The sequence below is a fragment of the Candidatus Photobacterium acropomis genome (assembly GCF_030685555.1).
GTDB lineage: Bacteria > Pseudomonadota > Gammaproteobacteria > Enterobacterales > Vibrionaceae > Photobacterium > Photobacterium lucens.
Window position 1 is genome coordinate 825,523 of record NZ_CP131608.1, and the last position, 25,866, is coordinate 851,388.

The 25,866-nt window shown below is 39.1% G+C and carries 19 protein-coding genes and 3 pseudogenes; 9 read left to right on the forward strand and 13 right to left on the reverse strand.

Going from position 1 to position 25,866, the window contains the following annotated elements; all coding sequences use genetic code 11:
- Positions 1 to 102: 102 nt before the first annotated feature.
- Complete coding sequence (locus Q7657_RS03690) at positions 103 to 768, forward strand: hypothetical protein (protein ID WP_107165653.1); 666 nt, start codon at positions 103 to 105, stop codon at positions 766 to 768.
- On the forward strand, positions 765 to 1,298 hold the full coding sequence (locus tag Q7657_RS03695; protein WP_107165654.1) for a YgjV family protein: 534 nt from the start codon (positions 765 to 767) through the stop codon (positions 1,296 to 1,298). The genes Q7657_RS03690 and Q7657_RS03695 overlap by 4 nt, the downstream gene beginning before the upstream one ends.
- 183 nt (positions 1,299 to 1,481) lie before the next feature.
- Here Q7657_RS03695 and Q7657_RS03700 read toward each other — a convergent pair whose 3' ends face one another.
- The 3 genes from Q7657_RS03700 to Q7657_RS03710 all read right to left on the reverse strand — a co-directional run bounded on the left by Q7657_RS03700 (position 1,482) and on the right by Q7657_RS03710 (position 6,479).
- Positions 1,482 to 2,336 carry a NanQ anomerase/TabA/YiaL family protein gene (locus tag Q7657_RS03700; RefSeq protein ID WP_107165655.1) on the reverse strand — a complete coding sequence of 285 codons (855 nt, stop codon included), beginning with the start codon at positions 2,334 to 2,336 and terminating at the stop codon, positions 1,482 to 1,484.
- Positions 2,337 to 2,797: 461 nt separating this feature from the next.
- Positions 2,798 to 4,024, reverse strand: coding sequence for a tyrosine-type recombinase/integrase (locus Q7657_RS03705; RefSeq protein WP_107165656.1), 1,227 nt, complete (start codon positions 4,022 to 4,024; stop codon positions 2,798 to 2,800).
- Positions 4,025 to 4,496: 472 nt separating this feature from the next.
- Positions 4,497 to 6,479: an FUSC family membrane protein gene (locus Q7657_RS03710; protein ID WP_107165657.1), complete on the reverse strand. Its 1,983-nt coding sequence runs from the start codon at positions 6,477 to 6,479 to the stop codon at positions 4,497 to 4,499.
- Between the two features lie 612 nt (positions 6,480 to 7,091).
- Between Q7657_RS03710 and Q7657_RS03715 the strand changes: the two genes are divergently transcribed.
- Positions 7,092 to 8,720 (forward strand): methyl-accepting chemotaxis protein, encoded by a 1,629-nt coding sequence (locus Q7657_RS03715; protein ID WP_107165658.1) that lies wholly within the window; start codon positions 7,092 to 7,094, stop codon positions 8,718 to 8,720.
- A gap of 83 nt (positions 8,721 to 8,803) precedes the next feature.
- Here the strand turns inward: Q7657_RS03715 and Q7657_RS03720 are convergent, their stop codons facing one another.
- Entirely contained in the window at positions 8,804 to 9,742 is a 939-nt protein-coding gene (locus tag Q7657_RS03720; protein ID WP_107165659.1) for a LysR family transcriptional regulator, read from the reverse strand.
- A gap of 279 nt (positions 9,743 to 10,021) precedes the next feature.
- On the opposite strand from Q7657_RS03720, the gene Q7657_RS03725 reads away from it, so the two are divergent.
- Both Q7657_RS03725 and Q7657_RS03730 read left to right on the forward strand, forming a co-directional pair.
- Positions 10,022 to 10,756, forward strand: coding sequence for a beta-ketoacyl-ACP reductase (locus Q7657_RS03725; RefSeq protein ID WP_053988924.1), 735 nt, complete (start codon positions 10,022 to 10,024; stop codon positions 10,754 to 10,756).
- 306 nt (positions 10,757 to 11,062) lie between these two features.
- Entirely contained in the window at positions 11,063 to 11,203 is a 141-nt protein-coding gene (locus Q7657_RS03730; protein ID WP_237459154.1) for a hypothetical protein, read from the forward strand.
- A gap of 23 nt (positions 11,204 to 11,226) precedes the next feature.
- On the opposite strand, the gene Q7657_RS03735 is transcribed toward Q7657_RS03730, so the two are convergent.
- The 3 genes and pseudogenes from Q7657_RS03735 to Q7657_RS03745 all read right to left on the reverse strand — a co-directional run.
- Positions 11,227 to 11,985, reverse strand: a complete 759-nt coding sequence (locus tag Q7657_RS03735; protein ID WP_258178234.1) for a TOBE domain-containing protein — start codon at positions 11,983 to 11,985, stop codon at positions 11,227 to 11,229.
- 243 nt (positions 11,986 to 12,228) lie between these two features.
- A complete protein-coding gene (locus tag Q7657_RS03740; RefSeq protein WP_107165661.1) occupies positions 12,229 to 13,398 on the reverse strand; it encodes an alpha-hydroxy acid oxidase in 1,170 nt (389 codons plus the stop codon).
- Positions 13,399 to 13,545: 147 nt separating this feature from the next.
- Positions 13,546 to 14,115: pseudogene (locus Q7657_RS03745) on the reverse strand (IS1595-like element ISPma1 family transposase); the annotation flags it as partial.
- A 110-nt stretch (positions 14,116 to 14,225) separates the two neighbouring features.
- On the opposite strand from Q7657_RS03745, the pseudogene Q7657_RS03750 reads away from it, so the two are divergent.
- A pseudogene (locus Q7657_RS03750) lies at positions 14,226 to 15,173 on the forward strand (IS30 family transposase).
- Positions 15,174 to 15,209: 36 nt separating this feature from the next.
- On the opposite strand, the pseudogene Q7657_RS03755 reads toward Q7657_RS03750, so the two are convergent.
- Positions 15,210 to 15,557: pseudogene (locus Q7657_RS03755) on the reverse strand (transposase); the annotation flags it as partial.
- A 120-nt stretch (positions 15,558 to 15,677) separates the two neighbouring features.
- On the opposite strand from Q7657_RS03755, the gene Q7657_RS03760 reads away from it, so the two are divergent.
- Entirely contained in the window at positions 15,678 to 16,787 is a 1,110-nt protein-coding gene (locus Q7657_RS03760; RefSeq protein WP_107165662.1) for an acyltransferase family protein, read from the forward strand.
- A gap of 78 nt (positions 16,788 to 16,865) precedes the next feature.
- On the opposite strand, the gene Q7657_RS03765 is transcribed toward Q7657_RS03760, so the two are convergent.
- The 5 genes from Q7657_RS03765 to Q7657_RS03785 all read right to left on the reverse strand — a co-directional run bounded on the left by Q7657_RS03765 (position 16,866) and on the right by Q7657_RS03785 (position 22,643).
- Positions 16,866 to 18,059, reverse strand: a complete 1,194-nt coding sequence (locus Q7657_RS03765; RefSeq protein ID WP_107165663.1) for an ISL3 family transposase — start codon at positions 18,057 to 18,059, stop codon at positions 16,866 to 16,868.
- Positions 18,060 to 18,404: 345 nt separating this feature from the next.
- Positions 18,405 to 18,626 (reverse strand): hypothetical protein, encoded by a 222-nt coding sequence (locus Q7657_RS03770; protein WP_258178236.1) that lies wholly within the window; start codon positions 18,624 to 18,626, stop codon positions 18,405 to 18,407.
- 160 nt (positions 18,627 to 18,786) lie between these two features.
- Positions 18,787 to 20,130, reverse strand: a complete 1,344-nt coding sequence (locus Q7657_RS03775; RefSeq protein ID WP_107165664.1) for a TldD/PmbA family protein — start codon at positions 20,128 to 20,130, stop codon at positions 18,787 to 18,789.
- Positions 20,130 to 21,515 (reverse strand): TldD/PmbA family protein, encoded by a 1,386-nt coding sequence (locus Q7657_RS03780; RefSeq protein WP_107165665.1) that lies wholly within the window; start codon positions 21,513 to 21,515, stop codon positions 20,130 to 20,132. Before Q7657_RS03780 ends, Q7657_RS03775 begins: the two co-directional genes overlap by 1 nt.
- Positions 21,516 to 21,641: 126 nt before the next feature.
- Positions 21,642 to 22,643 (reverse strand): CobW family GTP-binding protein, encoded by a 1,002-nt coding sequence (locus Q7657_RS03785; RefSeq protein ID WP_107165666.1) that lies wholly within the window; start codon positions 22,641 to 22,643, stop codon positions 21,642 to 21,644.
- Positions 22,644 to 23,116: 473 nt separating this feature from the next.
- On the opposite strand from Q7657_RS03785, the gene Q7657_RS03790 reads away from it, so the two are divergent.
- Both Q7657_RS03790 and Q7657_RS03795 read left to right on the forward strand, forming a co-directional pair.
- Positions 23,117 to 23,584 carry a 2TM domain-containing protein gene (locus Q7657_RS03790; RefSeq protein ID WP_107165667.1) on the forward strand — a complete coding sequence of 156 codons (468 nt, stop codon included), beginning with the start codon at positions 23,117 to 23,119 and terminating at the stop codon, positions 23,582 to 23,584.
- 234 nt (positions 23,585 to 23,818) lie between these two features.
- The gene (locus Q7657_RS03795; protein WP_107165668.1) at positions 23,819 to 25,840 is read left to right on the forward strand and encodes an FUSC family protein; all 2,022 of its coding nucleotides are present in this window, start codon (positions 23,819 to 23,821) and stop codon (positions 25,838 to 25,840) included.
- Positions 25,841 to 25,866: the final 26 nt, after the last annotated feature.

The following is a 25,866-nucleotide window of genomic DNA, read 5'->3' on the forward strand; positions in this document are numbered from 1 at the left end:
GCTCGCGCAGCAATCGTAAAACCCTATTATTAAGGCTTCTTTCGAGAAGCCTTTTTGCGATAAGCCATTTAGAACGATATCCATATTTTCTAGTGAGGCACTATGCAGATTGCTTTTTTACATACCTTAGCGGCTAACCAGTCGTTGTTCGACTCTTTTATCGCATCAAGTGGTTTAGAAAAACAGGCAACCATTCGCCATCATATTGCGTCTCAATTGTTGCAACATGCGAGCAATGTGGGAATTGATGATGAATTGGCATCGATGGTTGAACAGCAAATAGTACAGTTGGAAGCGCAGGGCGCAGATTGGGTTATCTGCACTTGTTCCAGCATTGGTGCGTTAGCTGAACAGGCAAAAACACGTTTTGCTCAAGTTATGAGAGTCGATAGACCCATGGCAATCGAGGCGGAGCAAAGTGGTCATATTAAAGTGTTAGCAGCGCTTGAAACCACCATCAATCCTACTATGAACTTATTGGTAGAATACGATGCTGATATTGCACAGCGAGCCACAGTGGAAGTCATTCCAAAGGCGTGGGCACATTATCTGGCAGGAGACAATGACGCTTACCTAGCGACCATCGCGCAATATATTCACGATCATTGCCTAAACGATAGTCGTATTGTACTGGCGCAAGCTTCAATGGCACCGGCGATTTTGCAGCTCGATCAAGCGACACGTCAATGCACCTTAACCAGCCCAAGTTTGTGCTTGGACTATTTATTGGCTGAGCTCGAAAATAACGATAATGGTGATTCACAATGATGACATCATTAACGAATTGGACAATACCAGAATGGAATCTTGCCCAAACTATCGGTATGGTTGCTTTTTTTATTGGGGCGACGGCTTTCTTACATAGCGATGGCCGACGCTTTCGTCTTCATTTGATGTTGTTCCAAATCGTGCTGTGCAGCCATTTTGTTATGATGGGAGCGCTGGTGGCCGCGTTCGGATGCGGTATTAGTGCGATACGTAGTTATGCTTCAACAAAAACACAATCAACACCGGTCATGTTGTTCTTCATTGCGATGCTGTGGGTGATGGGTGTGCCGCAACTTGAGTACTACTATGAAATTTTGACTATTTTGGGCTCGTCAGTTGCCACCTATGCTTTGTTTAAAATGCAGGGTATCACAATGCGTTTACTGGTGATGTTCAATTCATTTTGTTGGATCATTAACAACTTCTTGCTGGGTTCAATTGGTGGCACCTTAATGGAGCTAACCTTTATTATGGTCAACAGCGCGACAATTTTACGCATGTATTACACCCGCCCAATAGCAAACCACTGATTGCAAAACTTTGACTGTAAACCTTGGTCGTAAAGCTATGACAACACGAGCCCCCTCGACGTAATCACATCGCATAAACAAAAAACACCGAGCCCATCTAAGAATAGCGGGACTCGGTGTTGGGCTGCTTAACCAACCAGTTAAGCATTCAACCAATAAATTAGTCAGTTCTTAAATGAGTATTTAAATCGCGACTAGCTGGCCATTAATGGCATGCATCGCAGGCACCCATGCCAATTTATCTGCCGACATCTTGTTGCCACAAGGCAGTTTTATGTGATTCACCAACCACACCACACAGCCTTGTTCCCCCTCTTGTTCAAGATTGAACAGCACTCGTGCTTGTGAGAACAGGTTGTCATCATCAAACGCTTCAGAGATAGGCATTGCAGCGCCTTGCCATGCCGCGATCAAAGTTTCTACTTTGTGGTCAACTGCAAGGGTGATCAGCTCAGGCTCAACATCTTTGACGATACGCATTTCAATGTTGGTGCGTAGACCTGTTTGCTTGAGTGAAATTTGGTGTGGAATGTTGCTGTCATTCCAAGTCAGTGTTAACTGCATCGATTGCTCTGCTAACCATTGGTGAGAGATCTTAATTACCGCTTTACGGATCGCCATCGGCTCATTAACCGCGACCAGTGGACGGTGTGGCTGTTCTGCATTGAAGATAATGAAGTCGTTGACTTGTAGATCGGTAAATTGCTCGTTCACCACATCTTCACTGAACGCAATATCACGCGCTTCAAGCAGATCTTCAGCAATACTCTGGAAAGGTTGCAGGCTGTAACCAAAACGTTCTTCACCCGCAAGTACGATTTGAACATCGATATACTTACGGTGGATTTCAGATTTACATTCCGTTACTAATTTGCTGTTGTCATCAACCACGAAGAAGAAAACATCATCACCTTCAAGTTGGTAGCGACCATTTTTCACTGAAGCACTTAAGCGCTGTTTTACCTGCTCAATAACTTCAAACATTTTAACCGGAAGGCCCTGACAAGCTTCCAAGTTAGATAAGTTGCCTTTAAACACTAATTACCTCAATAGCCACGCAGTGGCTGCATTAGAAAGGGCTAGTATAAGTGATTAATATAATTGGTTGACCAATTTCATTGGGATTTAAGTAAGGAAGGAGAACTGGATCAATAATTCACTTAACAGCTGGTTTCATTAAGGTCATAGGCTCTTAAATCACCTCGCTCAGCAGATATATGTGTTTGTCTGGTTTTCTTATCGTGAGCATATCCTTGGTTATGTATTCTTTGTTACCCATTGCTTAATGAGCCAGACGAATAAAAAGTTTTTGAACGACTAAAAGCTGCATTTAAAATAAAGTTACTCTATTGTTGGAAGAGTAGGCCTTTGATTATTAGGACAAGATCCGTTTTGTACTGGAAAATAATCAAAAAGAAGCAGCTTTGTGTTTTGTGAGCAAATAAGAAGATAGCTATGAATCTATATATTGGTTTGAATCGCGACCTAAATATAAAAAACTATTCTTTATTCATAAAGATGCTGCCCTGTGCGGCTTCTTCTATATATGCACTCCACCAGATCATTATTTCTTTTCGTTGTTCTAAATAATCAGAGCGGTTGTAACTTGCTCTTACTTCATTTTGATCGGCATGTGATAGACATGCCTCAATCAACAAACTGTCAAAACCATGTTCATGAAGGGCTGTAGAAGCTATCGCTCTTAGTCCATGCGCGACTAATTTATCTTTATAGCCAAGAGTTCGCTTAATTGCTGCATTGGCGGTAAATAGGCTGACATGACTTTTAAAGTTTTTTTCTCCAGAAAATATATACTCAGATCCTTCGCTTAATGGTCTCATCATGTTGAGAATATCCATAGACTGCTGTGTTAAAGGAACTCTATGATCTTTTCGCTGTTTCATCTTATCTGCTGGGATTGTCCAAACCTTGTTTTTGAAGTCAATTTCATCCCAACGTGCTGTTGCTGCTTCTTTGGGTCTTGTCATTGTGTGTAGTTGCCACAAAATGAGTAATTTTGTTTTTATTAGCAGCCTTTTCGAGCTGTTTAATTGCTCTAAAAATTCAGGTAATTCTTCAGGCCGTATAGTTGGCATGTGTATAACCGTATTTTTCTTAAAAACTTTAATAATTTTGGCAAGTGGATTAGCGTGAATTAATCCATGGTTGACTGCATAGTCCATTATTTGATTGAGACTTTGGCAAATGCGTTTGATGGTAGAGTGTTTTCCATCTTGTTCTATAGGGCGGAGTATTTCGATCGTTTCAGGTGCATTAATATCGTCGATAGGAATAGTGCTCAAGTAGGGCAGTACATATTTTTCTAAATTACGCCATTCTCTATACGCATGCTCTGGTGTTACGTTTTCTTTCTTACGATCAAACCATAAATTTGCAACTGCTAAAAATGTATTGTTTTGCTTTTTACGTGCTTCCTGCAGTTTATGTTGTTCGAATGTTTTTGGGTTTATTTGTTGAGCTAAAAGCTCGCGATACTCTATTGCTTTAGTACGGGCATTTGCCAGAGATAGTTCAGGGTAAACGCCGAGGGATAGCTTTTGTGTTTTCTTTGAAATTGGATCGCTATATCTAAATTGCCAGCCCTTTGTGCCATTTTTACGAACACGCAGCTGTAATCCATTACCGTCAGATAATATGTACTCTTTACCTGTTGCTGAGGCGTTTTTAATTTCTCTATCCGTAAGTCGAGTAACTGAGCGAGCCATTGACATATCCTTAGTTCATGAGGAACAAGTAGTATATATCAGTATCGATTTTTGGGGTACATCTGGGGGTACTAAAAGTGCTGGATGGGGGTAATATTCGTTGGACGTTACTGGAGTTGTTTTGTTTTTAAGGCTATGTTTTCAATAGTAAAAATGTATTTCTCTGGATTTTATTAGAAGTGGTTATTTTAGCCCCGGAAACCACTGAATGCTATTACTCATCTTCTATGTACTCTTTATTTGTCTGTTTATCCCTTAGTTTTAACCAAGGGCACTTAAATTGGATAGTAAGTGAGTGGAGTACACATACGTACACAAATCATTTGCTCACTTACATTTTAAACTTGATACTCAGTTTATCATAATTGCAGTGAGATAACGCTTTACTACTAAGTAAAGTCATTGTTACTTGATTGGTTTTAATGTAGGTCAATGCCCATCCATGGCAAATGACATAGATGGGAGAGGGAAGTTAAGCGGTAGGGTTCTGAATTGCAGAGACAAACAAATCCACTTCTTTTGATAACAATTGCAGCAGAGTGTGGTTATCTAGCTTATAGATTTCATTTTCAATGTAGATAAAAGATTGATAAATCAACTTCTCTTGCTTTGAAATCTGTTTGAATAGCTCTGTATGATTTTGTGATTTTTCTAGTGTTCTTTCTAACTCTTGTAATGAGGCAATTGCACTGTCGAGATCATTGCTAATCGTTGCGTCAAATGGCAATGATTGTTTGTTTTCATTCAGTTGAGTCAAAATACGTAAAATGATATTTGAACTTCTGCTACATAACAGAATGTGTTCACCAGTTTGTGATTTTCGATGTGGCTCGCCTAAATATCCCATCCAGTGATCAAACAAGTTAGTATCATTAACAACACAAGCTTGATAGTGACGTTGTAACTCAGTTGTGACGTTATCTGATTTGTTACTCATGTAGGTTTGCAATGAATCAAGGTAACGGATGTAGCCAGCGACAGTTGTTGTTAACTGGGTTGGAAATGATTTCTTTTTCCAACCCGGAGCTAAGATAGACACGAAGAATAGTGGTAAAAAGACCCCAAGTACGGTGTTATCAAGTCGAGGTAATAAAATGTTGTCGCCCTGACCATTTAGTGAGAAGCCAGCAAATACAAAGAGGGTGACGAAAAATACCGCAAAGCCATAGTGACGTGCTGCAGTATGGAAAAAGAGCACCACTGCAATACAGAAGATAAATGGTAGAATATCACTTGATACTTGGAAGTGAAGTAAGCCTCCGACCACGATTAATCCACAAATGGTTCCCGTTAAACGCTGTAGCAATCGCGTCCAAGTCATTGATAGGTTAGGACGTAGCACCAATAGACTCGTCATTAGCGTCCAAAAACCAAACTCCAAATTTAAAGCACGTACAATAATTAGCCCTGTCGCTAAACTCAATGTACCGCGTAGTGCATGACGAAAGTAGCTTGATTTTAACGTCATCTGGCTGGTGAGTTTGGCAACAATTTCACGCCATTTCCATGAGATAACGATGGGGTTGATCAGCCCGGTGTTTTTAACTTCAGTTGTTTGCTGACTGAGTTGTTGTAATGACAAATAGATGATGTCGAGTTTATTAATGTACGCGTAAGCCGCAATCGCTTCTTCTTGTAATACTGGATTGACTGAGTGTTGGCGCAATGCGTCAAAGTTAATCTCAGGCATCTTAATACGGCTAACATTATCTACGGTGACTTGTGCTAAGTACTGGCTAATTTTTAAATTTGCCTGATGGATATGTTCTAACCACTCTGGACATGCTTGTTTGAGTTGGGATGTTGGGGTGAAGTACATCAAGCGTGTTTGCTCATTAATACGTTCTGCAACCGTCAAAAAGCGGTAAATATCTTGCAGCTTTGCACTGTCTTCACCGGCAGTAAATTGCTGGTGGATACGGCTTTCTAAGGTGTGTGATAAACCGGCAATTTGTGAGCGTAACTGAGCTGATGTAATGAAAAGTTGGTTGTTATCTGATTTAAAAATAAAGCCATGATCATGAGCAGTGAGCTTTTTTGCTAAAGCTTGATAAAGATCGGAGAGAATGTCTTTCGACTCTTGATTAGGTAAAAAGTAGATAGCTAATGCTTGCCAGAAAATATACCAAAGTGCACCACTTGTTAGCCACATAGGGATAAGCCAAACGGGTCTTCCATCTATGTGCAGCAGCATGGCGTAGATAGCCAATAGAATTGAGGCAAAGCCAATTGCACCAAGTCTTGGACTGAGTACGGCCAGCATAAATAGACTGAAACTTACAATCGTTAAGCTAATAACAAAGACGATAGAATGTGGAAATACGGCTTCGGTACCAAGGCTGATCAAAAAGAATAAAGGGACGGTGATCAGAAAATCGAGAATACGGTAACGCGTGACGCTTGAGGTATCAGCAAAACCACAACTAATACTACCTAGTGAGAACGCGATCCCCATCGTGACGTGTCCCATAAGGAACAGAGGTACGGAACATGTGATGAAACTAAAGGCTGCAATGTTAGTTCTGAAGTTGAGAAATGTTCGTAGTGAAGGATACCGGAGCAATAAATTAGATAGATTCATAATTTTAGTATGTTTATAGAGTGTAATTTACTTTGTTAATCATAATCCCTTTTACGAAAGAGTGAAGTCTTTTAGGTATATTTAATAATATGCTAATCATAAAATTATGTGTATTTATTCTATTTAATGAATGGTTATTCTCAACTATTGATTTTATATAAATGTGTATTTTGTAGAAGAGAAGCATATTATTTTATATTCATAGCAGCGCTAGTTATTTAAAATAATATTCTTCTTATACTATTAAATAACATAGTAATAGTAAGGGCTCTAATATTTACACTATTTAAAATATACAATGCTGATTGTAGTTGTAAGTGTATTTATGTCGTAAAGCGAGAATAACCACTTTATTTGTTGTGGTTATTTCCACGTCTATAAATTGATATAAATATCAATAAACTTGTTGATATATCTCATTAATACTGTTTATTATTCTTTTCCAATAAGTTACTAATACAACAAACAACATGGAGAAAGTTGTTAATGTCATTGCTTAAGGATATGTCTGTTAAGTTACAAATAGCCTTACCTGTAATATTTATTGCTATTTTATTATGTATTGCATTATTTATGGGGCGTAATAATTTAATAGAAAGTGTTGATAAAATGAATGCAACCACTTCTCAAGTTGTGGAAGCAAAAGACAGTACAGCGATATTAATTAGCAGTAGTTACGCCATGCGTGTAAGTGCGATTTATGCGATTTACGATAAAAAATCATTGCCGCGTTTGTCAAAATCATTAGAGAGTAGTGAGTTAACTAATCAAGCCGCTATTTTACAGTTACAAAAAATTCCAGAAATTAATAAAGAGCTAGAACTATTTCGTACAGCGATGTTGGCTTATATCAATTTTAGCCGTGATACGGTGTTAGATATTTTGGATAAAAGACATGCTGGGAATATCGCAGATTCAGACTATCAACAGTTTATTGTTAAGTATCGTCAACTCGGAGACGATATGATCGCTGCTATCAATGCGCTAGATGAACGCGTAAATAAGACTGTAAATGCATACATAAAGGAGCAAAAAGCGGAACACAGTAAGGCGATTAACCAAATCGGGGTTGAGTTTATTATTACTTTACTGATAGCTCTCGCTATCTGTTTTGTGATTGGTTCAATGATTGTTAAACCGATTACTGTTTTGCAACGTGCAATGCAAAAAATAGCAGAAGGTAATTTGCAGGATGAAATTAATGTTGATGGTACCAATGAAGTTGGCGAGTTAGCGAAGAACCTTAATCGTATGATCCGCAAATTGCGCTCAACGGTGACTGTGCTTAATGATGTCGGGCGTAATGTTGCATCATCATCGACAGAGCTATCGACAGTAATGAAAGACTCTGAGCAACATGCCAACGATCAAGTTATCGAGATTGAACAAGTGGTAACGGCGATTGATCAATTGACCACAACCGCACAAGAAGTCACGCAAGCCGCACAGAAATCTGATGAAAATGCTAAGAGTGCAAGTGACTTAGCGATTAAGAGCCTAGATTTATTTTCTAACAATCAGCAAGCTAATGAAGAGATGGCACATTCATTAATGGAAGCGGCAGAAGTGGTTGCACAGCTTAAAGTACAATCCGCGCAAATTAGCCAAGTGATTGACTCTATTCAAGGGATTTCGGAGCAAACTAACTTGCTAGCACTAAATGCTGCGATTGAAGCGGCACGTGCAGGGGAAAGTGGTCGTGGTTTTGCGGTTGTGGCTGATGAGGTTCGTCAATTAGCAGCAAGAACACAGGATTCAACCAAAGAAACGCAGCAGATCATTGAGCAATTACAAGCACAATCGACATCTGCGAACGAGCGTATGCAATCAGCGATAGATACGTTAGAGAATAATAAAGTGGTTTCTAATCAAGCGAATGAAGCATTAGAGGGGATTACTGCTGCAATTTCTATGAATAGTGATATGAATACGCATGTTGCTACAGCATCAGAAGAGCAGTTACAGGTCACTATGGATATCAGCAATAGCATTGAAAATATTCACCATATTATTCGTCAGAATGCATCGGGGCTAAGTCAGTGTACCGTTGCTAGTGAAGAGCTATCAGATTTGGCTGAAAAGCAAAGTGAGCAACTTAAGTATTTTACTTGTTAGTGGTCGTCGCAAAGAATTTGAATATGTAATAAAAGCTTCACATCCTATTTCTTTTAATGGAAAGGTGTGAGGCTTTTGATTATTTAAGAAACAGCAATAGGTGTTTTTTGGTGTATGCGCTGCTGGTTGATTTCGTCTACACGCATTAATAGATAATCTTTAAAGTTGGCGCATCGAGCTGGCATATATTTACGCGGTTTGTAATAAAGACTGAGTTCAAACTCACTACTCACATAGTTATTTAATACAGTCACTAGCTTTTTATTCTTCAGCTCTTCTTGAATTAGGCTATAGGGTAAGTAGGCAATACCGCCACCCGCTAAAGTGATATTTTTCAGTATTTCACTGTCATCGGCTTCAACAGATCTTGGTATTTGAACTGAATTGTATTCGCCATTTTGCTCAAAAATCCATTTATTACCGCCCACTAACGTCGTGGCAAATAAGCATAAATGCTGCTTGAGATCATTGGGAACGATAGGTTCACCATAACGTTGAATATAGCGAGGAGAACAGCATGCTTTAAGGGGTTCACTAAATAAAGTCCGCTTGACCAGTAAGCTATCTTTATCTTGAAAGCCACGATAAGTTGCATTTGCTCGTATAGCGAAATCAACCTCATGAACATTATCGACTTCAAACGCCGTTTCAATAACAACAAAGTTAATGTTGGGGTTGTCACTGATATATTCACCAATGATTTGGCTGAGAAAATGTTTCGCAAACAAGGGGGTACTGGCAATTTTTATAGTACCAATATCTTCGTTACCGAGATTTTGGATTTCATTCACCATATCAGTGATTTGACTGTTAATATGGCTAAATTGTTTAAACAGTAAATCACCTGCTTGCGTGGGTGTGATTTTACGGGTTGTGCGCTTTATTAGACTCACTCCCATGGCTTCTTCCAGCTCGGTTAACCAACGGCTACCCGCAGAAGGCGATATACCGTATTGCTTAGCAGCATCGGTAAGAGAGTGACAACGTACGACATGAAGAAAAAAAACAATTTTATCTAACATCCGCATTCCTTGCTTAGCTAAAAGAACATCCTATTGGTGTGACGACTTATCATAACGGGATGGTTCATGGTTTAAATATAGCAAATATGAAAATTTAGACGTTTTCTTAATTCTGGAACGGTATTTGATTATATCTGCAAGAGTGAATTGCTTTTATGCAACTACAAGATGAAGTGCGTTATCTACGCTTAATAGTAAGCCGTAAACATTAGCGCTTATTTATTTGGGGATAACGATAACTACATATAGCAAGTATGTGTTTTTAAGAGGGGTAGTGAAATGCTAACTGATAAGGTTTGTCTAGTAACCGGTGGGGCTCAAGGTATTGGTCGCTGTATTGTTGAAACCTTCGCTAATCAGAATGCAAAGCATATTTTTGTTTGTGATATGAATTTAGGTGCGATGGCTGATTTAGAGCAGCAATTTTCTAATGTGACTGCACTTGAATTGAATGTATGCGATCGAAAACATGTTTCTGAAACTATTACCAAAATTGCAGAGAAGTATGGAACGATTGATGTCTTAGTCAATAATGCAGGTATCACGCGTGATAACTTAATTGAAAACATGACAGAGAATGATTGGGATCTGGTTATCGATGTGAATTTAAAAGGCGTGTTTAATATGACTCAAGCTATTGCGCCTTTAATGATGGCGTCTGGCTCAGGTTCAATTATTACTATGTCATCGGTCGTGGGTACTGACGGAAATATAGGTCAAACTAATTATGCCGCTACTAAAGCTGGTGTTATAGCGATGACCAAATCTTGGTCTAAAGAGTTCTCACGTAAAGGGGCGAAAGTTCGTGCCAATTGCGTTGCTCCAGGGTTTATTGAAACACCTATGACGGTTGATTTACCTGAAAAGGTTATTGATTTTATGGTGTCAAAAACACCATTGAAACGAATGGGCTTAGCACAAGATATTGCCAATGGCGTGTTATTTCTAGCCAGTGATAATTCAAGTTTTATCACTGGTCAAACGTTGAAAATTGATGGTGGACTTGTGATTTAGTTTTAGTTGTTACTCCTTCCTGAATCGAATTTAGGGAGGAGTATTTTCCTACTAAAACTGAATATAGCTTTAATGGATGATAGGTATTTGGCTTGTTCATCGATGGTTTTGTCAGAGCAGTGTAAAACATGCGAGTTTGATGCATTATTTCAATGATTTCTAAATAAAAAGCATTAAACTGCATCGACTTATATTGCTAGGAATCATAGATTGACTTATTTATTTATAAACTACATAGGGATCGTGTGCCTATTACTGCTGTTGCTAGCAGTGATTATGCTTTATAGGTCAATGCAAAAGGAAAAAATGTGGCTAAGTCGTGTGGCATTATTACTGATGGTGATCAGTGGCGGCATCCTAGTTGCAAAACAATATCAAGATTATCGTTTCTTTTCTGAGCGTTTAGATAACCGCCATGAGCATAGTGGTTTTGCTGATATTCAATAAGCTTTTATTCAAGTTACTAAGAATTAGCACATGGTTGCAATAGTGACCTGATTTGAATGAAAGAGAGCATAAATTTCCATACCTAACCGTAAATTTTCTTCCATTAAATCATGATTATCAACAAGTGCGCAGATAGCGATATCATCAGTTAATGCAATAGTCACTTCGGTTGATTTCATATCTTGTACTAATGCAGTGATCGTTCCAACTAATTGATTATCAAAACGATCACGTTTTCCGTGGATCAAGTTATCTTCACTGCACACGGTAATAGCAGGGCCTTTGATCAGCGCAACCACATCTTTATCTGCTTCTAATTGAAGTTTTACCGTGCTGCCATGGGTGATGGTGGCTGAAATTATATGATGAGGTGTAATTGCGATCTGCACTACATCATGTAAATCATGACGTTCAATGTGGCTGATATGTCCGAAAAACTGATTACGCGCACTGGTCTGTAAAGAAAAGCGTGACATTACCGCTAATAGACTTTCTAACGGTGCACTATCATCATTTAAAGCTTTCAGGCCCATATCTTGGATTTGATGAAGCAATTGATACATTTGCACAAGGCGTTTACCAAAACGAGTGAGCTCAGCACCACCACCGCCTTTACCACCTTTTTCACTTGATACTAAAGGTTCGCCAGCTAGAAGATTCATATCTTTTACAGCATCAAAAGCCGTTTTGTAACTTATCCCTGCTTCTTTAGCTCCCTGACTGATTGATCCCGTACGTTCAATAGCATTGAGTAATGCAATACGACGAGGATTAGCAAACATTTTATTTTCAATAAGAAGAGTCGAGATAGCTGTAAGGTTCATAGCAATATTTTAAATTATAGTTTTCTCTATCTTAGCGCAGTTTGTTGGTAAGGCATAATGCAAAAGCGAAGTAACCTTTTGTATTTATTATGTTCTTATTGATTGCAGAAACGTTAATTTAGTGGGTGATCAATAAATTAGAATGACGCAAGTACAAATGTGAGCAATCTGCACTCATTTATCATGAGTGCAGAGCATTGTTTATTTCATACAGAAGGGGTTACGTTTGGCTATATGATCTGTGAGGCTATACACGGATTCACAACAACATTGTTCCATGACTTGTTGCAGCTGTTTTTTCAACATATTAATGGTGTGATGACCGCCATGATCACCTAAAGCACCAACGCCATACATAAAGCTACGACCCAAGAAAGCAAACTCAATACCTGTCGATAAAGTACGGGCAATATCGGCTCCGTCACGAATACCACTGTCCATCATAATAGTAATTTGACCTTTGCATTTCTCCATGATCTCAATGGATTTGCTGATGGTAGAAGGACCAGCATCTAACTGACGACCACCGTGGTTAGAGATGATGATCCCATCAAGTCCAAGGGAAATCGCTTTTTGGCTATCTTCAACGGTAGAAAGCCCTTTAAGCACTAAATTACCTTTCCATTTATCACGCAAGCGAGCGACTTTATCTTCGCTTAAACGCCCATTAAAGGTTTTATCCATAAACAGGGCAAGATGATGCATGTTCATTGAACCCGACATGTATTTAGTTAAGGTTTCAAATTGTGGCTGGCCTTTCTTCAAGGTTGCTAATGCCCAGTGTGGTGAGAGCATGATTTCCACCATATTGCGCCATGTCATTTTAGGCGGCATGGCTAAACCATTACGTATTTCTTTAGGGCGATAGGCAAAAGTAGGAACGTCAGATAGCAAGACCAAGGTTTTAATGCCTGCTGCTTCACAGCGTTTAAGCAAATCGTCAGTAATGGCTTCATCAACAGGATGGTAGAGCTGGAACCATGCTTTACCTTCGGTGATTTCTGCGATTTTTTCTATTGGAGAAGTCGATACCGTACTTAATACAAATGGAATATTTTGTTCAAAAGCGGCTTTGGCTAAGATCTCTGGCGCATTAGGCCAGATAAGCCCTTGTAAACCCACCGGACTGATCCCGAATGGGGCATTATAGGTTTCACCAAATAGAGTGGTTTTTAAAGAAATCGAGTTGTAGTCACGTAGGTAATAGGGAATAAGCTCAATTTGGCGAATATCATGAGTATTACGTTTTAACGCCATCTCGATATTGCAGCCACCATCAACATATTCAAAGGCAAATTTAGGTAGGTTAAATTTCGCTTTACGACGTAGGTACTCAACGTCTGGATAATTGGTATTAAAATAATCCTTCATTTTCGTCATCTCTCTGTGATAGCTGCTTACTAACATAGAGCAAATTAATTGATTATGAACATGATATTTACAATATCTAAAAAACAAAAAATGGAATAAATAAAAACAGTTAACAGTGTTTCCTTTTTAATATTTTCTTATACCTGATTACCACCGAGACTCAGCCAAGGTTAATAATTTCTCTGGCATCGGTGGTGATTTTGCACCACATTTAATTAGCGTATCGAATATATCTTTAACTCGAAACCGATAATTAAATCGAAAACAGAACTCACCAAGATAACGAGGAATATGTTTTTCTCTAATTGCGTGATATGTCCCTTTTATAGAATTTTTAACGTTACCAATCATGGTATCGACCCAATAAAATGCAGCTTCATATTGGTGAAGTTCTTTACCATTTTTTGGTAATGAACCATGAATAATATCTGCGGCTAACAGACCATTAAAACAGGGCAAACCATCTGATATAACTAACGTTTTTTCTTGTAAATGCTTTTTAGCCTAATCTGTCATTTCTTGTTTTTTAAAACAAGAAACAACACTTAGCCGCATATAAATAGGATGACCTTCTTCATTCAAAGAGATCGCTGATACAAAAGGTGTTTTACCTTTGGCACCACGTCCTCGCTTTCCTTTTTGTTTACCTCCAATATATGCATCATCCAATTGCACGATATTGCCTAACTTTCGATTATCATCATGCTCTTTCATCACTTACACCTAGTTTCAGATAATAAGTGCGACACTCATGGAAAGGCGTAGAAGAGGAAGCCAACTGCTGAAAGTGGTACGCTCTTCTCGTCAAAGAAACAAGCAGTACTACCATGAGTTATCAGCAGTTGACCGAGGGGAAAAGATACCAGATTTCTACCCTCTTGGAACTGGGAATTTCAATCTCTGAAATTGCCCAAAAAGTGAAGTGCCATCGTGCAACGGTTTATCGTGAGTTAAAAAGAAACCGAGCACATGACCAATATTGTCCCAAGCACGCTCACGCGTCTTCTGTTAGCAGGCGTAAGACTGCTCATAAGTATCGGATACCCGTTGAGCGTATTGAATTTGTTCATCTATTACTCAGCGTAGATTGGAGTCCTGAGCAGATTTCGAGTGTTCTAACTAAGTCAGGAGCATCAATCAGCCATGAGTGGATTTATCGCTATATTGCTAAAGACAAACGTCAAGGTGGCAAGCTCTATCGCCACCTGAGACAAGGACATAAGCGATATCGTAAAGGGCTGAAAGAGAAGGCTCCAACGATTAAAAATGCAGTATCGATTGATGAGCGGCCATTAATTGTCGATAACCGAGATCGGTTTGGAGACTGGGAAATTGACACGGTATTAGGCAAGCACGGCACTGGCGCAATCGTCACCATCTTAGAGCGAAAGAGCTGATTCTATTTAGCTAAGAAGGTAGCGTCCAAATCGGCCGCCGAGGTAACGAAAGCGACGATAGAAATGCTCATGCCATACAAGGATTGCGTACATACGATTACTGCCGACAATGGCAGAGAGTTCGCAGGCCATCAGGAGATCTCAGAGGCACTGGATGCAGATGTTTATTTTGCTCACCCGTATAGCTCTTGGGAGCGAGGAGCGAATGAAAATGCTAATGGTCTACTAAGGCAATATGTGAAGAAAGGGACGGACTTGAGAACGGTGACGGATGACGATATTCAGTTTGCTCAATCAAGGATTAACAATCGCCCTAAAAAGTGTCTAGGGTTCAAGCAACCAGCCGTTATTTTCAAAGAAATGGCAATGGTCGCTTGATATTAGAGAGTGTCGCACTTCGAAGTTGAATTCGGGCATGAGTTTATGTTTTATTCGCCATGCTGCGTTATAAGAAACCCCTAATTTACGCTTTAGCTCTAATGCTGAAATACTGTTTTTATCTTGTGTGATGAGATAAATAGCTAAAAAACAAGTGGTTAACGGTAATTTCGAATGAGCAAATAAAGTACCTGCTGTCAATGATGTCTGATGGTGACACTTATTACATTGATATAATGACCGTGATTTAAGTTCACAATAACTTTTAGAAGCACAGTTAGAGCAAACGTAACCATTTTTCCATCGAATATTAAATAAACGCTCTCTACATTGCTTTTCTGTCCCATACATATGCATAAATAAAGAGGTACGATTAACTGACATGACAAAGTGTAACCAGACGAATAAGAGATTAGATCCCATTATTAGATTAACTTTGTTTTATATCATTAATAATTCGGTTATTATATAGTTATGTACATTTTTTAACATAAGTATTTGTAAGTGAAAAGTAATCAGCAGGTGAATAGCATTCAGGTTCTTCGTGGAATTTGCGCAATCCTCGTTGTTTGGGTGCATAGTTATAATTGGGTTGATGACGTATATCCATCTATGGGGAGGAACTTATTTTCTTTTGGTTTTATAGGTGTTGATATATTTTTTATTATATCTGGGTTTGTCATTACCTATGTTACTGTTAGTAAAAAAGAGCAAAATGTTTCTGTTTTTTTAATTAAAAGATTTTTCCGTGTAGTTCCATTAGCGTGGCTTGCTATAATAACTTATGGTTTTGTTTCTGGTTATTCAATTAAAGATTTACTCCACGATCCTAGTTTTATAAAAAGTTTATTCTTTATCCCAATAGACTCTGCGGCCCAAGCTCCTGCTTATGGTTATGGATTTTTAATTGTCACATGGACGTTAACATATGAACTTATATTTTATGTGTTATTTTCTATATCTATGGGTATAAATAAAAAATATCGAAGTTTAATCTGTTCATTTATGATTGTTATTTTAATGTTTTCATTACAATACATATCTTCTGGTTTTTTAACATTAAATACCCATAAGGAGTTAACTTTACCTGATATTTCAGTATTTAAATCGATTTATGGTGTAATATCGAATCCGATGATGTTATATTTTATTGCTGGAATGATACTTGCGGAAATTTATATACGCTTACCTAATAGAAACTTATCAGCAGTTAGTGGTATTTCTATATTAATTATTATTTTGTGTTTATCTTATTTGATGATGGTCAATATTCCATATAATCGATTAATAACTGTTGGTCCATGGTGTGTTTTAATTGTTGCAGCAATGTTACTTTGGGAGAGGTTAGGGAAATTTGAAGCTCCTGATTTTTTAATATCATTAGGTACACTTACTTATTCACTGTATTTATTTCATGTACCTATTCAAGAGTATTTTTACTCACGTCGAATTCCAAGCTTAGATTTTTTCTATGCAGGATTTAGTGGATTTTCAAAAATGATGTTTTTTACTTCATTCTCTCTTTTAATTTCAATCCTAGTTTTTATTATATTTGAAAAATCATTTAGTAGGTTAGGACGAATTGCAGTAGGTAAAATTTATAAAAAGGTTTAAGTTTTGTAAAGTTGCGTGTAAGTGATTTATTTATTGCATCATTAATCAATAGCTTAAACGTTAGCTAAAATAAAAGGTTCATCGCGGCTTTCCGGGGAAAGCCGCTTTTATCTTCAAAAAGAAGTATGCTGTATCTCGATAGCCATATCCCATTCGCTTAATTAATTTTATCTTGTTATTTATCCCTTCCAGAGTGCAGGTATTCAGTGGGTAATTAGCTGAAGCTACAATGCCATGAAGATAGGGGCTAAGTTTTCGTGCAAACTCTTGTAATGGTTTTATCCCACTTTCTTGTACTTGTTGCCACCAGACTTCCCATAGCTCATTAACCTGCTTTTCAGAACCACATCGCCAAAGCTCCTTTAGCTGTGCCCCTAGAACATAAGTCGTCATTAAGTCTTTATTGAGGCTTAATATTTCCTCAAGATAGCTTTCTTGCCGTGCATTTAAATTATCCCGTTTTTTTAATAACACCCAACGTGAGCGTTTGATCCATTGCCTTGCCTTTTTATCTTGCTTTAAACGATTAGCTTGGTCGACTCTAACTCTATCCATCACTTCTCGACCAAATTTAGCAACTACATGGAATAGGTCATACACAATACAAGCGTTGGGACAGTGCTGTTGTACCTCAAGGTCAAAAGCCGTATTCATATCCATTGCTACCGCTTCGATATTCTTAGCATGTTCACCTAATTGTTCGAAGAAAGGACGTATATCCTTGCGGCTGCGGCCTAGGCCAATCCAAATAACTTGATAAGTTGTAGCATCAGCAATGACAGTGGCGTAACGGTGCCCCTTAAAGATGGCAAACTCGTCCATGACGAGTTGCCTTAACTTCTCCCATTTAACTTGCGGAACTACCTGCTGAAGTCGGCGTTTATCTATTTCTTTGATCGAATGCCAATGAATGCCCGTCATTTGAGATATGTGCTTTATTGGAAGAAGTGGCAGTAGTTGTTCGATATAGCTTCTTAAGCGATTTGTTATTCGAGCATGTGGCTCTAACCAAGAAAGGGACTCTGTTTTAATACCACAGTTAATACACTTAACTCGCCGAGTTTGAATGCTAAGCTCAACGGGAACGCCAAGTATCATAGCGTCTTTTACATGTCGCCATTGATACTCATGCACAGCATGAGCTTCAAGGCCACATGAACATTTAGCAGTAGCGTTGGGCTTGAGAGTAAGAGAGATAAGTGACTCTGTCTGAGTAGACTTTACTATTTTAAAGCCTTCCCAGAATGAAGATAGGAAAGTATGATTAAGCATGAAAACGGTAGTTAGTGTGTGTTTTTGTTTGGCGACTAAACCATATCACTTTCTACCGTTTTTGTTTTCATTTCCCGCTAATCTGCGATGAACCAAATAAAAGCCTTGTTCATTACAGACTTATTTTAAATAAGAGAGTAAGGACAAGGTTTTATTTGTGCTTCATCATTAGAGAACCATCAATCAATGGTTTCAAAGTAGAAATTGTAGTCACGAACCCCGTCGATTTGAACGCCTTTCTCTCTTAACTCCAGACACTGTTTGAGTTTAATTGTTTTAAAATCCATTGCTTTAAGCGCAAGAATGATTCGTAGATCATCCATTGAACGTGATTTAGCTTTAGAGCTACACGGTAGCGCAAACAACATGCGTTTTTTGTTTAAAGCCAACCTTATTAAGCCAGTTTAGCTCTTTGGGACCTTTACGAGTACCACAAAAGTAGCAGCAATTGTCTTGTTTTAGCGCGGCCTCTTCCCTTAATACTTTAGGACTGGATGATGTGGTTGGTGAAGTCGTATTATTTTTCTTATTACCATTGAATGCAGAGAATTGAACGACATTAGACATTTTGATTACTCTTACTCATTATGGAATGCTGCTTAAAACTGAATACTATTGTAACGTGCCTGTATATACTGTTTCTGTGTATTTTGATAGATAAAATAAAACCTTGCGTCTGAATAACTTATTTGAACAAGTAAACAGTCGCAAGGCTTTATCAGGTTATTTACTTACCTGCAATGTTGAGGCGAGCAAAACGAATTTTTGGTGCATAGAAGCTGCGATTATAATCGTGTTCTAACACATTACTTACCGCATCGATTTCTTTGATCATTTGGTAGAAGTTACCAGCAACTGTGATCCCGCGTACCGCTTGAATACGTTGACCATCACGGCATAAGAAACCACTTGCGCCAAAGGAGAAATCACCACTGATCGCATCTGCGCCAGAGTGAACACCTTGCAGTTCAACAAGCTCTAAATATTCACCAGCAGTGGTATCAGCAATGCTGTTTACACCTTCAGAAATAACCGTGTGACGAGAGCCAACACCTAATCCACCTTTTGCTGAACGTGATGCATTGGCTGTGTTTTCGATACCGAAGTAACTCGCAGTGTGGCTATTGTGCAGCAAGCTATTTAATTGACCTTCACCAACCAGAATTGTATCTCGGGTAGCAAAACCTTCGCTATCAAAAGCTTTAATAGAAAAACCGCCTTCAATATAAGCTTTGTCAGTAATGGTGATAAGTGGGCTCGCCACTTGGCTACCAATCGCATCACGCCAAGGGTTAATACCTTTCATGGCTGCCTGCCCTGAGGTACACATACCAAAGGCACTAAACAAACTGCTAAGTGAGCTTAGTGTGAAAATAACAGGGTATTGCTTGGTAGCAATGGGTGAGCCATCAAGCAATGCTGATGCCATATCATAGCCATAGTTAATACAGTAGTTAGCATCTAACTCACTGAACTTACGACCCGATGACATACCGCCATGCATGGCTTGCTTACCGTCTTTTTCAATTAAGCTATAAGCATAACAATAAGTTGAACGTTCACTATGCTGGCAAAGTGTACCTTGAGTATTGGCTAAAATTACATGGGCATCTGATTCAGCAAAGCCATTATATGGTGCACTTTTAGCGTCAGGTTTGCTTACCACACCTTGCTCTAGCGATAGGGCAAGAGCGATCTTTTGATCAACATCGCCGTCATCATCTTGGTAGATCTCGCTTAAATCAGTACTGATTTTGCTATCAATACAGCTAATGGTTTGATGTGGATCTTGCTGCGAATATTCAGCATTTAACAGCGCGTTATCAACCATCAAATCAAGGCTTGTTGGATCTAATGACTCAGAATAGCTGGTGGCGACACGTTGATCTTTTACCACACGTACACCAATTACTTGACCTGACGTTACCTTGTATTCATCGAGCTCGCCGTTATTGGCTTTTAGTGAGAAGTTATTGCTGCGATTAGCGATAACATCGGCAGATGCGCCTTTTTGAGTAACACGTTCAAGCACATGGTCGATGGCTTGCTGTAATTTATTTTGATCAGCCATTAGTTACCACCTCCCACAAGAATATTATCAACTTTCAATGCAGCTTGACCCACAGTTGTCGGTACTGAGCCACTGACAGAGCCACACATACCAGCCGCAAGCGCAAAATCATTACCAACCATACTGATTTCTTTTAACACTTTAGGACCAGTACTAATTAGAGTTGCAGATTTTAATGGCTTAGTGATTTTACCGTTTTCAACAAGGTAGGCTTCTTGTACCGCAAAGTTGAATTCACCTGTTCCCGGTTGAACAGAGCCGCCACCCATTTTCTTCGCATAAATACCGCGCTCAACACCAGCTAGCATATCGTCTAGGTTGCTATTACCTGGTTCGATGAAGGTATTACGCATACGCGATGTAGGAGCGAACTTGTAAGATTGACGACGACCAGAGCCGGTAGGGGCAAAGCCTGTTTTCATCCCGCCCATACGATCAACCATAAAACTGGTCAGTTTACCGTCTTTGATCAGTTGTGTACGCTGGGTTTCCATGCCTTCATCATCAATATTGATAGAGCCCCATTCGTTGATCATGGTGCCATCATCTACTGCATTGACCACGGAATTTGCGATCATTTCGCCCATCTTGTCGTGGAAAACCGAGGCTTTTTTCGCAACCGATGTTGTTTCAAGCAAGTGACCACAAGCTTCGTGGAAAATAACGCCACCGAAGCCATTACCAATGATCACTGGCATTTCACCTGAAGGGCAAGCATCTGCAAACAGTTTGATCATGGCTTGTTTCGCCACATCTTGACCTAACTGTTTTGGATCGACTTTGCTATTAAATTCCCAGCCAGTAAATGCGCCCGGTGCTTCATAGCCTGTAGATTGTTCACTGCCGTTTTGTGCCACTGCATTTGCAGAAATACGCGTGTAGTGGCGAGTATCACCAATATGTAAACCTTCAGAGTTGAAGATCTCTATTTGTTGTTCACGTTGACCAATGTTACCGATGAACTGGCTGATCTTTTCATTTTCAGCTCGTGCAGCTTCATCCGCTTGGCGTAAAAACGCAATTTTGGCTGCCATGTTAGCATCTTGGCTTAATGGAAATTGGCAGCTGTGTTTATTGGTGAAACGATTTAAGTTCAAGCTACCTGCATTAACGATTTGATCGCGTTTGTCTTTTGCAGCTAGTAGGCTAGTTACACGTTTTAACTCTTCTTCATCGGTACTATTGGTGTAGCCGTATAAGACTTTAAAGCCGAAAAATAAACGAATACCGATACCGAAATCGATCCCTGAGTTAATTTTATCGATCTCACCTGAGATTAACTGTACTGAGTTAGACTGATGATGCTCAACAAAGAGTTCAGCAAAATCAGCCCCTAAAAATAGCGCATGATCGATGACTGCTTTAGCAGTGCTAGGGTTTAGCATGTGTGCTCCCTTATATTTTTATGAGCTCTATTTAATAAACTAGCAGTTTTTTATTGTTTCTTCCTCTATAGATAAAATAGGTCGAAACGATTAAATACTGAGTTATCAGTGAGTAACTGTATTGCGTTACTGGTTGTCCTCTGAAGGCAAAATAATAGAGCGAAGAATTTGTTCAAGTTCATCCCAAGGTAAAATTTCACTATCAATCACTTCGATACGTGATTCAAAACCGTCTAGTGATAGCTCGTTAACTGAAACAACTTGATTTACGACGTTAAAGGCAAAACAACCATTTTCCGTGTTCACCACTGCTTTCACACGGTTTGCATTGATGCTTGAGAATAGGCTGAACAGCTTGGAAAACTCAAAGCGTTGATCAGCAGCAAAGAACCAACCACAACTGTGGAATCCTTGACCGTGATTTTCCTTACGAATGAATTGTTGACCTGGTAAAAGCTCAATCTCTGGCTCTGGGGCAATATCGTGATGGTGATCATCGTGATGATGATGGTGACTATGTTGTGCTTGGCGCTCAATGCGTGGAATATCAAGCCATTCTAGTTCTAGCTTTCCTAGTTCTACCTCATCAATTAAGGCTTTCTTTGGTTCTGCTTGCTCAACTGCAAATTGGAAAGTGAAAAGATCATAATCGTCACATTGGTCAATCTTATTAGCCACCACGACATCAGCAAGGGCAAGCTGATCTTGGAAGTTTTTATTATTGGTGTAGAAGCTATCGGCAAAATGACGAGGATCGACAAGCGTAATAGTTGCACGTAAATCAACATAATCTTCGTACACACCTGACGTTAGTTTTTTGATCACTTCTTTTGGGTGACCTAAACCTGTTGGCTCTAATAGTAGGCGATCAGGTTTTTGTGCAAGTAGGGCATTGATGCCCACTGACATAGGTAACCCTGCGACACAGCACATACAACCGCCAGGGACTTCTTTGATAATGGCACCTTGTTGTTCGAGAATTGCGCCGTCTACGCCAACATTACCAAACTCATTGATAAGAATTGCCCATTTTTCATTTTCAGGTTTACGAGCAAGAAGAGAAAGAATTGCAGTAGTTTTACCAGCACCTAAAAAGCCAGTAATAATGTTGGTTGGAATACGTTTCATATTGTGCTGATCTCTATACGTCTACATCTGTAATTTGTTTATTCTACCGTATGTTACAGGGTTACGGTATCTAGCAACAGTATGTGCTCATGTGAAGGTAGTGAAGCCAGAATTTATGAAAATTGAACTAAGGTTAAAAACGTAGCAGTTAAAGCACTATTGTTTCCATCAAAGAGAAATTTTTCATATTTACAAAATAGTACGATGCCTTTCACGAAAGCTAACATTGGAGAGGTGAAATACAACGATAGAACAAATTGATGGTGGATATCGGCATACAATAGATAACCAGTATTGTGAGTCGTTTAACGGCAAAAACGTCAAAATCGCCTGATAGGTAAATATCTATCCATAGGTTGTTTTTTTTAACATGCTGATAAATAAAGATTGTCGTGTTTTTGTCAGGCTTGTGACGTGATGTTTTGAACTCGATATCTGTAGGCTTTAGCGGAAAGTAGCAAAAAGGATTTGTAATGATTATTCGAAAATTACGACTACAGCGTGGTTGGTCTCAAGAGCAACTTTCTCAATTAAGTGGATTAAGTATTCGTACTATTCAACGTATTGAGCAAGGACAAAAAGCGGGGCTAGAATCACTCAAATCTTTAGCTGCTGTGTTTGAAATACAAGTATCAGACCTTCAAATGGAGCCGCCAATGAACAAAGAAATCACCATCACAGAAGATGAAAAACAAGCGATTGAATATGTGAAGAGTATCAAAGAGTTTTATTCACACTTAGTCACGTATCTTTTGGTTATAACTGGATTGTTCGTGATTAACTATTTTACTAGTCCTGATTATTGGTGGGCGGTATGGCCTGCATTAGGCTGGGGGATAGGTATTGTTAGCCATGCTCTTAGTGCGTTTGAAATACTTAATATTTTCGGTCCTGATTGGGAGAGAAAGCAGGTCGAAAAACGTTTAGGCCGAAAACTGTAATTGATTCATGTAAAGCTAATAAGTACTAATGCCACTTTCATTATCAACTGTTGGCATCAGTCTTATTGGCTTTTTGTTTTTATTTGAAAGAGAGCTGCTTAGTTATTGGTTTAAAAACAGAAAAAGCCAAGTTAAGAAAAACTGAATCGTTCGCCATGTTTATAAATGTTACATTAAATGTTAATGAAAGTTTGAAATAAACAGGGGGATAGATTGGGTTCAGCAATAAAAAAAATGTGGTATTCCCCGTCCATCAATTTAGGTCTACGTGCTTCAGTTATCTTCATTATCCTCATCTCTATTGGTGTAGCATCCAACCAAATCAGTAGCTTAATGACAGCTTTAATGACGTTACCTGCGGCATTAATTAGTGGTTTAGATACAGCAGGCCCAAAACGTTGGGTACGCTTCTTTATTACTGCTATTGCGTGGTGTCTATCCATTGTACTTTGTTACACCTTGCTAGAAACAGGGTTACCATTGTGGCTAGTGTATGGTGGGTTAGCAGCACTGTTCGTTTGCTTTGCGGCTAATGGCGCATTTTGGGGGCGGCTAGGGATGTCGTGCCTGTTAATGGCGGTTGTCTCTCTTTCACTACACAATTTAAACACCGAATTTCTTCAGTATATTTATCTGGTTATTGGTCCATTGGCTTTCGCTCTATTAAGTTGGTTATGGTTTGCAATATGGAAGCATTTTGCGCTCAGAGTTGGGCTTGCAGCGATTTATGACAGTTTAAGCGAGCTAATCAAGCAGCGTACCGCTATTTTATTAGGTGATCACAATGATGCGAAAGGGCAAAAGTTAAAATACCGACTGGTTGAATTATTTGAACAAGCTATTCAATCCGAATCATTTCGTTCACATAAGCAAGAAGTGGATCCATTGCGTCAAGAGCTCTTTTTAGCGCTCGATATCTTTGAAGGTATTTTGGCAAGCCAAACGAAAAATCCTGAGCTTATTTACCAGTTTGAACATGATGTCACTAAGCGAGAGCTATTATTACGGTGGAGTGAATGTTGCCAGCTCCAACTCAAAAATAAAGCGGCACAATTTCAACATCGTAAAACAAGCAATAACTCTTATTCTTGCATTGCTACAGCAGATCAATTAATTGATGCAGTGAAAGGTGAGTTAGAACAACAAGCCCGTTTTAAATATTGGGCTGCAACAGTGAAACATATTTCTCGCAGAATAGAGTTAAATGAACAAAGTTATGAGCGAAAAATCGACATTCAGCCTTTTCAATTAACTTTGCATATTCCTAGTTTAAGTCATCCTATTTGGCGCCATGTGGCTCGGGTTAGTTTTATTTTTGCTGCCGGTGCAGGTGTGGCAGAAACCTTTAAATTGATCCATCCCGAATGGGTGTTGATCCCCATGATCATGGTTATTCAACCTACCTTTGCCGCTATCAGAAGTAAGATTTGGCACCGCTGTTTAGGCACAATTACGGGGCTATGTATTGCGACAGCGTTAATTCATATTGGGATTCCAACGCCATATCTATTGGCTCTAGTGGCTGTTTTATTGGTCACTGCAATGCTCAATATTATGCGAAATTACGGTATTGCTATTGGTTGTGTCACCGCAATATTGGTGCTAATTACCCAAGTGATGACAAGTCAAGGTATTGATATTGTGATCCCGAGAGTCATGGATAATGTGATTGGCTGTTTGCTTGTTTTAGTCAGTTACGCGCTTCTATGGCCGCAGTGGCGAGGTAATGAAATTCATGATCAAGCGTTGAAATCACTGGGAGCGGCAAAGGCGCTATTTTTAAACAGTTATCAGCAATTACAACAACCAATGGAACAGCGAGCACCGTCTACATTAAGTCAGCTGAGAGGGAAAATGCTGACAGAGGAAAGTAGCCTTGAATTGATTTATAAGGAAATGCTCAATGAACCTCAGTTTACTCGTCGCGATCCGCTTTATTACGAAGAAATGCTAAATCAATATCGGTTGTTATCGCATTATTTGTGTTTGTTGGTGCCACTTGTGCGTAAAGGTACGCAGCAACATGTACTTAAAGAGTGGGAGGCAGTGATCACTTCATCAATGGATGCATTAATTAACAGTGTTAAAACCCAAAGCGTGGTTGAATTGCCGATAATAGATGAAGACTTATTGCAACAACATCAAGATAAATCAATCAATGAACGTGCAGCCTATGAATTAATGTGGCTGTCTTTAATGACGGTAAAACAAATGCACGACTTAGTACGGGATAAAAATACGCAAGCGGTAAGCTAACAATTTATTGTCAAAGCCATAGAGAG

What these genes read in the sequence shown, in the direction of transcription:
- Q7657_RS03690 (WP_107165653.1), top strand. Translation starts at nt 103, where the DNA reads ATGCAGATTGCTTTTTTACATACCTTAGCGGCTAACCAGTCGTTGTTC.
- Q7657_RS03695 (WP_107165654.1), top strand. Translation starts at nt 765, where the DNA reads ATGATGACATCATTAACGAATTGGACAATACCAGAATGGAATCTTGCC.
- Q7657_RS03705 (WP_107165656.1), bottom strand. Translation starts at nt 4,024, where the DNA reads ATGGCTCGCTCAGTTACTCGACTTACGGATAGAGAAATTAAAAACGCC.
- Q7657_RS03710 (WP_107165657.1), bottom strand. Translation starts at nt 6,479, where the DNA reads ATGGGGATCGCGTTCTCACTAGGTAGTATTAGTTGTGGTTTTGCTGAT.
- Q7657_RS03715 (WP_107165658.1), top strand. Translation starts at nt 7,092, where the DNA reads ATGTCATTGCTTAAGGATATGTCTGTTAAGTTACAAATAGCCTTACCT.
- Q7657_RS03720 (WP_107165659.1), bottom strand. Translation starts at nt 9,742, where the DNA reads ATGTTAGATAAAATTGTTTTTTTTCTTCATGTCGTACGTTGTCACTCT.
- Q7657_RS03725 (WP_053988924.1), top strand. Translation starts at nt 10,022, where the DNA reads ATGCTAACTGATAAGGTTTGTCTAGTAACCGGTGGGGCTCAAGGTATT.
- Q7657_RS03730 (WP_237459154.1), top strand. Translation starts at nt 11,063, where the DNA reads ATGTGGCTAAGTCGTGTGGCATTATTACTGATGGTGATCAGTGGCGGC.
- Q7657_RS03735 (WP_258178234.1), bottom strand. Translation starts at nt 11,985, where the DNA reads ATGTTTGCTAATCCTCGTCGTATTGCATTACTCAATGCTATTGAACGT.
- Q7657_RS03740 (WP_107165661.1), bottom strand. Translation starts at nt 13,398, where the DNA reads ATGAAGGATTATTTTAATACCAATTATCCAGACGTTGAGTACCTACGT.
- Q7657_RS03765 (WP_107165663.1), bottom strand. Translation starts at nt 18,059, where the DNA reads ATGCTTAATCATACTTTCCTATCTTCATTCTGGGAAGGCTTTAAAATA.
- Q7657_RS03770 (WP_258178236.1), bottom strand. Translation starts at nt 18,626, where the DNA reads ATGTCTAATGTCGTTCAATTCTCTGCATTCAATGGTAATAAGAAAAAT.
- Q7657_RS03775 (WP_107165664.1), bottom strand. Translation starts at nt 20,130, where the DNA reads ATGGCTGATCAAAATAAATTACAGCAAGCCATCGACCATGTGCTTGAA.
- Q7657_RS03780 (WP_107165665.1), bottom strand. Translation starts at nt 21,515, where the DNA reads ATGCTAAACCCTAGCACTGCTAAAGCAGTCATCGATCATGCGCTATTT.
- Q7657_RS03785 (WP_107165666.1), bottom strand. Translation starts at nt 22,643, where the DNA reads ATGAAACGTATTCCAACCAACATTATTACTGGCTTTTTAGGTGCTGGT.
- Q7657_RS03790 (WP_107165667.1), top strand. Translation starts at nt 23,117, where the DNA reads ATGATTATTCGAAAATTACGACTACAGCGTGGTTGGTCTCAAGAGCAA.
- Q7657_RS03795 (WP_107165668.1), top strand. Translation starts at nt 23,819, where the DNA reads ATGTGGTATTCCCCGTCCATCAATTTAGGTCTACGTGCTTCAGTTATC.